The sequence below is a fragment of the Pseudomonas sp. NFACC45 genome (assembly GCF_900113505.1).
In the GTDB taxonomy this organism is placed as follows: domain Bacteria; phylum Pseudomonadota; class Gammaproteobacteria; order Pseudomonadales; family Pseudomonadaceae; genus Aquipseudomonas; species Aquipseudomonas tehranensis.
In genome coordinates this window covers 241010-253605 of sequence record NZ_FOPO01000004.1, presented here as the reverse complement: position 1 = coordinate 253605, position 12596 = coordinate 241010, and the positions used below count along the sequence as shown (strand labels likewise).

6 protein-coding genes are annotated in these 12596 nt (G+C 62.7%); 2 read left to right on the top strand and 4 right to left on the bottom strand.

The window, feature by feature from the left end; all coding sequences use genetic code 11:
• Positions 1-49: 49 nt before the first annotated feature.
• The 4 genes from BM132_RS09190 to BM132_RS09175 all read right to left on the bottom strand — a co-directional run bounded on the left by BM132_RS09190 (position 50) and on the right by BM132_RS09175 (position 8701).
• Positions 50-3112: a non-ribosomal peptide synthetase gene (locus tag BM132_RS09190; RefSeq protein ID WP_092454787.1), complete on the bottom strand. Its 3063-nt coding sequence runs from the start codon at positions 3110-3112 to the stop codon at positions 50-52.
• A gap of 111 nt (positions 3113-3223) precedes the next feature.
• Positions 3224-4270 carry a TauD/TfdA family dioxygenase gene (locus tag BM132_RS09185; RefSeq protein ID WP_092396315.1) on the bottom strand — a complete coding sequence of 349 codons (1047 nt, stop codon included), beginning with the start codon at positions 4268-4270 and terminating at the stop codon, positions 3224-3226.
• Positions 4271-4287: 17 nt separating this feature from the next.
• Positions 4288-7716, bottom strand: coding sequence for a condensation domain-containing protein (locus BM132_RS09180; RefSeq protein ID WP_092454785.1), 3429 nt, complete (start codon positions 7714-7716; stop codon positions 4288-4290).
• 7 nt (positions 7717-7723) lie between these two features.
• The gene (locus BM132_RS09175; protein ID WP_092396319.1) at positions 7724-8701 is read right to left on the bottom strand and encodes a TauD/TfdA family dioxygenase; all 978 of its coding nucleotides are present in this window, start codon (positions 8699-8701) and stop codon (positions 7724-7726) included.
• 248 nt (positions 8702-8949) lie between these two features.
• Between BM132_RS09175 and BM132_RS09170 the strand changes: the two genes are divergently transcribed.
• Entirely contained in the window at positions 8950-11013 is a 2064-nt protein-coding gene (locus BM132_RS09170; protein ID WP_092454783.1) for a TonB-dependent receptor, read from the top strand.
• 109 nt (positions 11014-11122) lie between these two features.
• Complete coding sequence (locus BM132_RS09165; RefSeq protein ID WP_092454781.1) at positions 11123-12529, top strand: diaminobutyrate--2-oxoglutarate transaminase; 1407 nt, start codon at positions 11123-11125, stop codon at positions 12527-12529.
• Positions 12530-12596: the final 67 nt, after the last annotated feature.

Here is a 12596-nt window from a genome sequence, read left to right as displayed (position 1 = left end):
CCTGCGTAAATAGGGGCGACGGTGATGGCGTGGTGACGAGAAGAACCGCTCACAGGTCGGCCTCGTCCAGTTCGGCCATCAGCGCTTGTATTTCGTCATCGGACAGGCCCGAGGCGCTGAATTCGGTGCTGTCGGCTTGCGGCTCGGTGGCGCTCGGATCCAGCCGTTGTGCCACCTCGGCCATGGCCGCGACGGTCTGGCGTTCGAAGACTTGCTTGGCCGACAGCGCGATGCCTTGCTCATGGGCCTGGGCCACCACTTGCAGGCTCAGGATCGAGTCGCCGCCGATGGCGAAGAAATTGTCGGTGACGCTCACTGTCGAGAGTTTCAAGACCTTGGCGACGATGGTTTGCAGGGTGGTCTCCATGGCATTGCGCGGCGCCACATGGGCGCTTTCATCGAATTGGTCCGGGTCGGGCAACTGGCGGGTGTCGAGCTTGCCGTTAGGCGTGCGGGGAAAGCTCGCCAGGGTCAGCACCAGGGCCGGTACCATGTACGACGGCAGGCGTTCGCCGAGGAAACGCTTGATCGCCTCCGAGTCCGGTGCGTAGCCGTGGGCGGCCAGGATATAGGCGAGCAGGCGCTTACCGGCGGCATGTTCCTGAACGATCACCGCGGCTTCGCGCACGTCGCTGTGACTGCACAACTGGCGTTCGATTTCGCCCAGTTCGATGCGGTAGCCACGGACCTTGACCTGATGGTCCTTGCGCCCCAGGAACGCCAGGCGCCCGTCGGCCAGCCAGCACGCCAGGTCGCCGGTGCGGTAGGCGCGAGTGCCATCGGCCAGCGTGACGAAGGCCTTGGCGGTTTCTTCGGGTTTGTGCCGATAGCCGCGGGCCAGGGTGGGGCCGGCGAGGACGATTTCACCTGGTTCGCCAATGCCGCAAGCCGTGTCGAATTCATTCAGCAGGCGCAGGTCCATGCCGGGGATCGGACGGCCGATGCTGACGTTCCGGCTTGGGTCCAGCACCTCATAGGTGGCCCAGACGGTGGCCTCCGTGGGACCGTATTCGTTCACCAGATGTGCGTGTGGCAGGGTCTTGCTGTGTTGCGCGATCAGCGATGGCGGGCAAGCCTCTCCCGCGACGATCCAGCAGGCGAGGCTGTCGGTTTTCCCGCTGCGCTGCAATTGATCGAGCAGGGCTTGGTACAGCGACGGCAGCGACAGGCCGTGGCTGATCTGGTGCTGGGCAATCAGCTGCGCCAGGCGGGACATCTCCAGCTCTTCGCCCGGGGCGGGCAATACCAGGCGCCCGCCTTGGGCCAGGGTCCAGAAAATCCCGGCGACCGAACTGTCGAAGGCAAACGACGACAACAACAGGTAGGCGCGCACCGGGGTCTCATAGGCCGCCATGCGTACTTGGGTCGAGAAACTCAAGGCGCCGTGGCTGATTTCCACGGCTTTCGGCGCACCGGTAGAACCGGAGGTGTAGATCAGGTAGGCGAGGTCGTTGGCGTCCGGCAAGGGCAGCGCCGGCCAATCGCCGAGGTCCTGTGTCGTCAGCTCATCCAGCACGAAGCGTTGCAGGTTGGCCGGCACGCTGTCAGCCAGTTCGGCGCTGACCACGATGTGGGCGATGGCGCTGTCGGTGAGCATGTAGGCGCGACGGTCGGCCGGGTAGGTCGGGTCGACGGGCACGTAGGCGCCACCGGCTTTCAAGACGGCGAGCATGGCGACAATGGCCGCGTTGCTGCGGGCGAACAGGATGCCGACGGGCACCCCTGGACCGATGCCGGCGGCGACCAGTTGATGGGCCAGTTGCGTGGCGCAGGCGTCGAGGCGACTGTAGCTCAGGTCGCCGTCCTTGTCGCTGAGGGCGATGGCGTTCGGTTGTTGGCGAACCTGACGGGCAATCAGTTCCACCAGCGTCACCGGTTCGATGGAGGGGGCGCTCGCGCCGGTGCCGATCAACTGCGATTGCAGCGCGCCACCCAGGGGTAATTGGGCCCAGCCCCGTTGCGGTTCGGCCAGGGCGCCTTGCAGCAGTTGCAGCCATTGTTCGGCAAGGCAGCCCGCAGCGTCGGCGCTGAGGACATGGCGGTCGTAGACCATCTGCGCGTGCAGGCTGTCGGGCAACTGGCGAACGTTCAGGCAAGCCTTCGACGGGTTCATGACCGCACTGGCATGGCGCTCCCGGGCATCGCCGGAGCGCCAGGCAAAAGCGTATCCGGCGTGGTGGTCGCCGGTGTAATAGTCTTGCCAGCCAATCAGCCGTTCCAGGGGGGCGGCCACTTGCGTGCTTTGCTCCAGCAGGGGCGCCTGGGCATCCAGTTCGATGCTCACGGGCAGGCACTGTTCGAACAGGCCCAGGGTGTTCTCCAGTTCCGCGCCGCGACTTTCATGGATCAGAGTGAGTGGCACCTGTTGCTGGCCGGCCAGTCGTCCCAGGACGGCTGCCCATGCCGCCAGCAGCAGCTCCTGGGTCAGGGCCGGGTGACGGGCGAGGTCGACTGGCAGCGTCAGCTCCAGTCGGGTCGGCGCGAATCCACCATCGAGAGTCGATTCCAGCGGCAGTTGCAAGGTGGCCTGCTCGGTGTCGCCCGCAGGTTTCCAGAAGCTCACGCCCGGATGGTCCGGCGCGTCTTCCACCAGGCTCCAGCGCCATTCGGCGTAATCGGCGTACTGCAGGGTTTCGGACAGGTCCGTGGCAGTGTCCTGCAGCAATGCAGCGGCCAGCCATTTCAGGCTGGCGAGGTCGAAGTGGCTGCTGGCCGCCGCGAGGTCCAGCACGCCTTGATCATCGGACAGGCGTACCAGGGTCACCCACAGCGGGGTTGTCCAGTCACGGGGCTGGGTGGCGAGTTGAGCGAGTGCGGCGTCCTGATCGGCGCGGCTGTGTCGGCGCAGGTCCTGGAGGTTCACCGCCAGTGAGCCGGCTTCGTCAATCACCTGCACCGGGTGGCGCAGACCTGGCACGGCCATCAGGCGTGTGCGCAGGATTTCACTGCCGGCCACCAGTGCCTGCAGGCGGTTGTTCAGTGCATCGACATCCAGCGGTTGCGACAGCGACCATTGCAAATGGCAGCTAAACGGGTGCGCCGCTGCGCCGTGGGTGTGGGGGTAAACCGATGCCTGTTGCGGGGAAATACGAAAACCTTGAAGTCCGCTCATGTTCATCTCGACTGGAAAAGGGCTTGAGCCTGGATCACCGCACAGACGTCGGGGCTTGCTGGACTCGTGTCAGGCAAGCCGCCTGCGAACGGCGGGTGGACCCGTTGAATGTCAGACGGCAACGTCGCTCGACAGCAGGGCTTCAGCCATGCCGGTCATGATGGCGCGCTTGCCGGTAAAGGGTTCGCGACCGTGCACGGCGAGCATGTTGTCGATGAACAACACGTCCCCCTGCCGCCAACTGAAGCGCACCAGCGAGTCGAGGTAGGCCGCACGCAGCGATTCCAGAACCTGCGGCTCGATCGGTTCGCCATCGCCGTAAAAAGTGTTGGTGGGCAGGTCGAGGTCGTTGAAGTTGCTTTGCAGCGACTCGCGGATTCGCTCGGGCAGGGTGCTGATGTGGAAGAACGTGGCGTGGTTGAACCAGACCTCTTCGCCGGTGCGCGGGTGGCGCACCACGGCCGGCCCGCGTTGGCGGGTGCGCAGGCGATTGTTGTCTTTCCATTCCACTTCGATGCCGACGCTGGCGCAGTAGGCTTCCACTTCGCGGCGGTCTTCGGACTGGAACACGCTCTGCCACGGCAGGCCGAAACCGTCGCCGTAGTTGCGAACGTACAGCACGCCTTTTTCCCGGAACCGCGCTTCGATCTGCGGGCTGATCCTGGCCTTTACGGCGCGGGTCGAGCCGATCGGTGTTTCACCGCCGGTCTCGGACGGCAGTTGGCAGTAGAAGAACAACCGCAGCGGGAAGCGCGGCGAGTAGGAGTGCTCGTTGTGGGGGAAAATCATCTGGTCGGCCGGGTAGTCGGTCGAGGTGTAGATGTTGCCGCCGACCCGTGTCCGGGGGGACGCGCGGAACATATATTCCAGCGCTCCGGGGGAGAGGGCGGCGATCACCTGGTCGAACTGCTCGACAGACGCGACGTTGAAGCCGCGAAACAGCAGGGCGCCGTACTGCAGCAGTTTCTTTTCCAGCGACTCGCGTTCCCGGGCGGCCCAGGCGATCAGGTCAACGCCGCTGACCGCCGGTTCGATCACCAGGGGCAGCGCGTGGTCCGGACTGAGCAGGCGCTCGGTGACCAACTGTTGTTCCGAGACGTTCATGGCTTTGCGACGCACGGCGCCAAGGGCGCGTGGCGATGGGGGCACGATAGACATAACGGCATCCGACTCGGTTAAAGGGACAAGGAGCGACGTTTGGCTTGCATCATCTGGCTGCGATCGGCCAGCGCCTGGGACTGCTGTCGCTCCCGGGTAAAGGCCTGATCCCAGCTGTCGATGCGCTCGGCCAGTGCCGGCAACGGCTCGTCCAGCAGGCTGTGCATCTGCTCCAGCAGGCGCGTCCATAGGTGTTGCAGGCGCAAGGCACGGTCCCGGTCGAAGTATTCGCCGCGATACTTGAGGGTCGCGGCGAGGCCTTCGTCGCCGTGCACCAGGTCGAGCACCAGGTGGAAATCCCCCGGTGCCTGGGCCACGTCTAGCGCGGACAACTGCGCGCCAGCGATGGCGGTCGGGGTCACCCGTGACGGTTGATAGTTGAGCTTGACCTGGAACAGCGGCGAGTGACCGGGGCGGCGCTGCGGCGCGAGTGCCGAGACCACCAGATCAAAAGGCAGGCCTTGATGGGCATAGGCCAGGCGCGACTCATCGCGAACCTGCTCAAGGAAACCGGCCAGGGTCGCTTCGCCGCGCAAGTCACAACGCAGGGTCAACTGGTTGACGAAGAAACCGATGACGTCGTTGTGCTCTGCCAGCGGTCGGCCGCTGACGTCGGTGCCCAACAGGAACTGCGGCTGGCCGCCCAGTTGCTTGAGGACCAGTTGGTAGCTGGCCAGCAACAGCATGAACAACGTCATGCCTTGCTCGCGGGCCAGCGCTGCCAATCGCTCGCAGCCGGTCTGGGGCACGTTGAAGTCCAGGCTGTATTCGCCCGGGGCCTGGCCGCTGCCACCCAGTTCCAACGTTTGCGGCATGCCGGCCAGGTGTTCGCGCCAGAAGCCTTGCTCGGTGGCGATTCGCTGTTCGCTCCAGTGCAGGGCTTCCCATTGGGCGAAAGCCAGGTATTGCCCCGGCAGCCCCACGTCTGCCGAGCCAGCCAGTTCCGCCAACAGCACTTGCGCCGAACGCCCGTCGAAGGCGATGTGGTGCAGCGTCAACAGCAGGTCATGGTGTTGGTCATGTCGGCTGAGTAACTGCGCTCGCAGCACTGGGCCGGCTTGCAGATCGACAGGGGTGGCGTGTTCTTGGGCCAGGCGTTCGTTCAGCGTCTGCTGTTGCTGTGCTTCGTTCTGCTCACGCAAATCATGATGGGCCAGTGCTACAGCCGTGGCCGGCAACACCTGTTGTTGCGGGCCATCGACACCGTCGCGGTACACCGTGCGCAACACGCCGTGACGCTCGACCAGCGTGTTCAGTCGCAGGGCCAACGTCTCGATGTCCAGCGGACCTTGCAGGCGCAGGTGCAGCACCAGGTTGTGGCGGGTGTCGTCCGGGTTCAGTTGGCGCAGGAACCACAGCCGACGCTGGGCGAACGATTGATGTCCCTGACTGGGGTTGGTCTGCTCGGTGGGAGTGTCGGCCGTTGGCGTTGGGTCATTGAGGAACGCGTGCAGGGCCAGCGCCCATTGTTCCAGGGTGGTTTCCCCGAACAGGTCCTGAGTATCGAGGTTCCAACCCAGGTCCCTGTGCAGGCGCGCGGCAACGTCGGCCACGCCGATGGAATCCAGGCCCTGGCCGATCAGGCTGAGGTCGAAGTCGGCGCAAAAATACGGGTTGACCGCGTGCAACGTCTGTTCCAGCCATTGGCGGCAGGCGGCTTGGGCCTGTTGCGATGTTTCGGTCGCCAGGCGCTTGAGCCGGGCAAGGTCAAGGGGCTCGTCGTTCGAGGCCAGCGTTCCACCGCTCTGGGCGATGATGCTCAACGTGCCGGCGGCCAGTTGTTTGCGCGCACCTTGACGGGCGATCTTGCCGCTGGTGGTCATCGGGATGGTGCCGGCTTGCACCAGCACAATCTGGTCAATGCCACAGTCGGCGGCTTCGCGCACAGCGTTTTGCATCGACGCGAACAGCGCCGGATGATGCGCCGGGTCGACGAACTTGCGCTGCGGCTCGGCGACGATCACCAGTTTCTCGCGGCCCAATGCCGGGTCCATTTGCGCGAAGGCGGCGATGCGTCCGGTACGGATGCCGGGCTCGGCATCGGTAATGGCGAATTCGATGTCGTGGGGGTAGAGGTTGCGCCCATTGAGAATCAACAGGTCCTTGAGCCGCCCGCAGATCACCACCTGGCCTTCGTGCATGAAACCCAGGTCGCCGGAGCGCAGGTAATGCTCCGATGAGCCGACAATCCGTGCCTCAAAGGCTTCACGAGTGGCTTCGGGATTGTTCCAGTAGGATTCGGCGTTGCTCGGGCCCTTGAGCCAGACTTCGCCGATGCGATCGGCGGCGCAGCGCTCGAAGGTGTGCGGGTCGACGATGGCGATGCTGTGCAAGGCTTGCGGATAACCGCAGGCGACGAACTCCACTGCGGCGGCATCGGCAGCGGCCAGAGCCACGCGACCGCTCTCCAGCACGGCTTTGTCCAGGCGCAGCACCACCGGCAACGCATCGGCCGGCGTGGCGCTGACGCACAGCGTGGCTTCGGCCTGGCCATAACCGGGGCTGATGGCCAACGGGTTCAGGCCGCAGGCGGCAAAACGCTGGGCGAAGGCTTCCAGGGTGCCGGGATGGATCGGCTCTGCGCCGTTGATGGCGTGTTTCCAGCGGCTCAGGTCCAACTGTGCGATCAGGTTGTCGCTGACCACGCGGTTGCACAGGGCATAGGCGAAGTTGGGGGCGAAGCTGGCGGTGGCCCGGTAGCGACTCAATGCCTGCAGCCAGGTCGACGGCGCGTTGACGAAGGTCTGGGAAGCCATCAGATAGCACGGCATGCCGCTGTAGAGCGGAGCCAGCATGCCGCCGATCAGGCCCATGTCGTGATACAGCGGCAGCCAGTTGACCATGGCGCCGTGCTCGTCGAAATCGTACGCCTGGCGCATCAGTTCGACGTTGGCGATCAGGTTGCGCTGACGCACTTCGACACCTTTTGGTGAGCCGGTAGAACCCGAGGTGTATTGCAGGAAGGCCACGGTCGAACCGTCGATAGCGGGGCGTTGCCACTGGCTGGCCGGTGGCGTACCCAGGTGCTGGACGGTCAGCACATCGACGCGGCCCTCCACCAGTTCCTGCAGGCTTTGGCAATGATCCGCCGGTGCCAGAATCAGCGTTGGCGCGGCATCCACTACCACGTTTCGGACGCGGTCGAGGTGACGCGGTTTGCGCGACGGCGGGGGAAACAGCGGCACGGCAATCAGGCCCGCATACAGGCAGGCACAGAAGGCGCGGGCGTAGTCGAGGCTGCTGGGCAGCATCAACAGCACGCGATCACCCGGCGCATAACGTGCTTGCAGCGCGGCCGCCAGGGACTGGGACTGCTCGTGCAACTGGGCAAAGGTCAGGGTTTCGCCGATGTTTACACCGTCCGGCAAGAAATGCAGGGCAGCACGTTGAGGGAAGTGCTGGGCGTTGGCTTCCAGCACCTCAATCCAATGTTTGAATGAAAACATGTGCAATTCACGCCATGGCCACGATGACTTTACGGTCACCGGTGAAAGGATTGCGACCGTGTGCCACCAGTCGGTTGTCGAGCATCAGGATATCGCCCGGCTGCCAGGGGAAACTGATGGCAGTCTCGCGGTAAACCTCGCGTACGGTGTCGAGCATGTCGTCGGCAATGGCCGAGCCGTCGCCGAAATAGACATGGCGCGGCAGGTTCTCTTCACCCACCGCTGCCAGCAGGCTGGCGCGTACGCTCGGTTCGATGGCCGAGACATGGAACAGGTGCGCCTGGTTGAACCAGACCCATTCACCGGTATCGGGATGCTGCTGCACGGCGGCGCAACGTTGGCGAGTGCGCAGGTCGCCATCGGCTTTCCATTCCCACTCGATGTCGTTGTCCCGGCAGTAGCGTTCGACCTGGGCACGGTCCTGGGTGTTGAAGACTTTTTCCCAAGGCAGGTCCAGGGCGCCGCTGTAGTTGCGTACGTAGAGCAACTCGCGGCTGGCGAACAGCTCACGGATCTCGGCGGGCATGCGCTGGTAGATCAGGCGGCTGTCGGCTATCGGGGTCTCGCCGCCGGTTTCACTGGCCTTGATGCAGTGAAACCAGATGCGCGAAGGCCAAGGGCGGGTGTAGGCCTGCTCGTTGTGCAAGGGTATGAATTGATGGGCCGGGTATTCCGTGGAGCTATAGACCCCGGCGAAGACTTTGCTGCGCGGCGTGGAACCGAATTCGTAACTGGCCAGCGGTGCCCCGAAGCTGGCAGCGAAGCGCTTGAAATCGATGGGCGTGGCGACGGTGAAACCGCGAAACAACACGCCGCCAACCGTGGTCAGCGCATGAGCCAGGCCGTCGCGAATCGAGGCGTCCAGATCGTGGATCGATTGTCCCGATGTCCCTTGCACCAGCAGGGGTAGCGACTGGGCGCCTGCATCCGTGGGCGCCATGGAAAAAAGCTCGGAACGCCCGTTGAGGTGTTCGATTGAGGTCATCCTTGTGCATCCTCTTATATCTTCTTCGACCAGTCACAAGACCTTGAAAGCAGGGCAGCGGTCGGTTGTGTAGGACTCGTCTGTAATGTATTCAGATCAATACAAGACGTCATACTAGGTACAAATGAGATAGATTATCAATACTATTTATTTAATTTTTTTTTTGGATTAGACTCCGCTCCGCTGGCGCCACACAGCCTTCGGCCAGCTCAAAAAACCTAAAAATATCTGTCGCAGGGGAGCGGGGCGTGAATTTCAAAAAGAACACAATTGCGTTGGCTGTAGGGTCGGCCATAGGCCTGAGCAACGCTGCATGGGCGGCCGAAGAAGCCGGCACGATGGAGATTGCTCCAATCACCGTGACGGGTGAAAAGATCGACCGCAGTCTGGAGAAAACCCAGTCCAGCGTCGTGGTCCTCACCGACAAGAATCTGCGAGAACACGGCGACAAGGACCTGGTGGATGTATTCGCCCGCACGCCCGGCGTCTATAGCCAGGCCGGCAATGAAAACTGGGGTATCCGTGGTGTGCCGGTGTCCGGTTTTGACGACCAGGGCCCAGCAACTCTCAATGGTGCCGTATCCGTTTATGTCGACGGTGCCGTACAGCCGAACCGTGCGCTGACCCTCAGCCCGGTCCCGCTCTGGGATGCCGAACAGGTCGAAGTATTCCTTGGTCCGCAATCCACCACCCAGGGCCGTAACTCCCTGGCCGGTGCGGTGGTTATCCAGACTAAAAACCCAACCTTCGAACCTTCCTTCTCGGCGCAAACCAATGTGGGGAACTATGGTGAGCACGGAGCAGCCGTGGCCGGTGGTGGCTCCATCGTCGATGACAAGATCGCTGGTCGTATCGCCGTGGATTATTCTGACGGTGACGGCTACATCCGCAACACCACGCTCGATAAAGACGCCAATCCGCATCGCACCAGCAATGCCCGTGGCAAATTGCTGATCCTGCCCAATGACGACACCGACGTGTTGCTCACCTACGCCCACAGCGAACATCGCCAAGGGGATCGTTCCACGATGCGCGGCGCCGACGGCAAGCCGAGCTATTACGACATTGGGTCCAACACCGAGGCGTTCGACAACCTCAAGCAGGACACCCTCAGCGCCAAGGTGGATTATCGTCTGAACGATGCCTGGTCGCTGACGAGCATGACCGCCAATACCAGTACCGACTACAGCAACCGTCTGGACTTCGACCAGAATGCCGTGGACAACGAGGTCGTTCTGCGCAAGCAAGACGGTAACCTGTTCAGTCAGGAGCTGCGTTTGAACTACACCTCGGACACGGTGAAGAGCTTTGTGGGTGCGTACTACGGCCACAACAGCAACGACTTCCACGACCGGTTGTTTTTCGATGACGTGCTGTTCGGCACGGTCAAGGGCGATACCACGATCGAGAACAAGGCAGTGTTCGGTGAAGTCAACTGGACGTTCGCACCGCGCTGGACCTTGATCACCGGCCTGCGTTACGACCACGAGACCAACGACACCGACGTCGAGCAGGACGATTTCTCCGAACCCGCCAAAGTCAAAAAGTCGTTTGACGCCGTGCTGCCGAAACTCGGCATCGACTATGAGCTGGCCACAGACCAATACCTGGGTTTCATGGTGCAAAAAGGCTATCGCGGCGGTGGCGTCAACCTGCGTTCCGGTAGCGGTCACCAAGCCTACGATCCGGAATACACCACCAACTACGAGCTGTCCTACCGCGGTTCGTTCTTCGACAAGACCCTGCGTACCCGCGCCAACCTGTACTACACGGATTGGAAAGACCAGCAGGTCAGTGTTAGGCGCAACGGCAGCGACTTCATTGATGTCTTCAACGCCGGTCGCAGCGATATCAAGGGGCTGGAAGTCTTCGCAGAGAAGGACATCACCGAACAGCTGACCTTGAACGTCGGCGCCTCCGTGACCGATAGCAAATATAAGGACTTCGTCACAGGCAGCGGGCAGGACAGGAGCGGTGAGTCGTTCCTCTATTCGCCTAAGTACAAGGCTTCGGTAGGGGGTGTCTATCGCTTCGACGACCGTCTGATATTAGGCACGGATATTGTCTATCAGGGCACCGCGCCTTCGGAGTATGAATTCGATTCAAATGGCAAAGTCACGGGTGAGCGTAAGAGCGACGCCTATGTTCTGGTGAACCTCAACGCCGAGTACAAAGTCACCAAGAACGTCGCTGTGTCCGCTTACGTCAAAAACGCCTTCGACAAGGAATACATCACCAACAACCGTAACGACGACATCATCGACGTCGGCGCGCCGCGCACGGTGGGGATGATTCTGCGCTACGACATGTAAAACCCAAAGGCGCGGGGAGGCAATCTCCTCGCGCCTGTCCTGCAACGTTTCGGATGTTTGTTTCCCGGCTGCTTGTTCCCTTCCAAACCCAGCCTCCATGGAGGAAATCATGAGTGCTTTTTCGAATGTCACAGCGGGTGGCGCGCAACAGCTGCGCCTGTTGCACACCGGTCTGTCGAGTCCTTACTGCCTCGATCCGACTCCACTGCTGGAACGTCAGCAACAGCAGGAATCCAACGCCCGCAGTTACCCGCGACGCATTCCGCTGGTGCTTGAAAGGGCCCATGGCATTTATGTGCAGGACAGCCGGGGGCAAGTGTTTGTCGATTGCCTGGCCGGTGCCGGCACCCTGGCGCTGGGCCACAACCACCCGGTGATCATTGAAGCCATCACTCAGGTCATGGCGGCCGGTGTGCCGATGCACACCCTGGACCTCATGACGCCTGTGAAGGACGCATTCGTCCAAGAGATTTTCGCTTGCCTGCCCAGCGAGTTCGCTCGCCATGCACGCATCCAGTTCTGCGGCCCGAGTGGGGCCGATGCGGTCGAGGCCGCGCTCAAGCTCACCCGCACCGCCACGGGGCGGCATTCGGTCCTGGCGTTTGAAGGGGCCTATCACGGGATGACCCTGGGTACGCTGGCCATCAGCGGCAACCTGTCACCCAAAAATGCTCTCGGCGCCTTGATGCCAGGTGTGCAGCGCCTGCCGTTCCCGCACGACTATCGTTGCCCTTTCGGGGTGGCCGGTGATCAGGCGGTCACGTTGAACGTGCGTTACCTGGAACACTTGCTCAACGACCCGGAAAGCGGAGTGACCGCACCGGCGGCGCTGATCCTGGAGCCGATTCAGGGCGAGGGCGGAGTGATTGCCGCGCCGGACCGCTGGCTGCAGGAACTGCGCCGATTGACCCAGGCCCACGGTATCCCGCTGATCGTCGACGAGATCCAGTGCGGCATTGCCCGCAGTGGCCGGATGTTTGGCTTCGAGCAATCGGGTATCACGCCGGATGTGATCACCCTGTCCAAAGCCATCGGTGGCGGGTTGCCGCTGTCGGTCATGGTCTACCACGAGTCGCTGGACGTCTGGCAGCCGGGCGCCCACGCCGGCACATTCCGCGGCAATCAGTTGGCGATGGCGGCGGGTACCGCGACCTTGCGTTTCATCCGTGATGAAGGCCTGATCCAGCACGCTGAAAAGGTCGGCGCTTACCTGCAGAAACAACTGCAGGCGCTGCAAAACGAATTCGCCTGGATCGGCGATGTGCGTGGTCGCGGCCTGATGCTCGGGATGGAAATCGTCGACCCGCAGGGCACCCTTGATGTGCAGGGCCACCCGCCGGTGGACACGGCCCGGGCCAAGGCCTTCCAGCAGGCTTGCCTGAAGCACGGCTTGATCGTTGAGCTTGGCGGACGCCATGGGGCGACGGTGCGCTTCTTGCCGCCGCTGATCATCACTGAGCAGGAGATCGATTTCGTCGCGAAAATCCTGTTCCAGGCCGCGAGCACGATCAACTAGCGCCCCGCAGGCTGAACTCAACACAAAACCTGTGGGAGCGAGCCTGCTCGCGATGAGGCCGGCACAT

What these genes read in the sequence shown, in the direction of transcription:
- BM132_RS09190 (WP_092454787.1), bottom strand. Translation starts at nt 3,112, where the DNA reads ATGAGCGGACTTCAAGGTTTTCGTATTTCCCCGCAACAGGCATCGGTT.
- BM132_RS09185 (WP_092396315.1), bottom strand. Translation starts at nt 4,270, where the DNA reads ATGTCTATCGTGCCCCCATCGCCACGCGCCCTTGGCGCCGTGCGTCGC.
- BM132_RS09180 (WP_092454785.1), bottom strand. Translation starts at nt 7,716, where the DNA reads ATGTTTTCATTCAAACATTGGATTGAGGTGCTGGAAGCCAACGCCCAG.
- BM132_RS09175 (WP_092396319.1), bottom strand. Translation starts at nt 8,701, where the DNA reads ATGACCTCAATCGAACACCTCAACGGGCGTTCCGAGCTTTTTTCCATG.
- BM132_RS09165 (WP_092454781.1), top strand. Translation starts at nt 11,123, where the DNA reads ATGAGTGCTTTTTCGAATGTCACAGCGGGTGGCGCGCAACAGCTGCGC.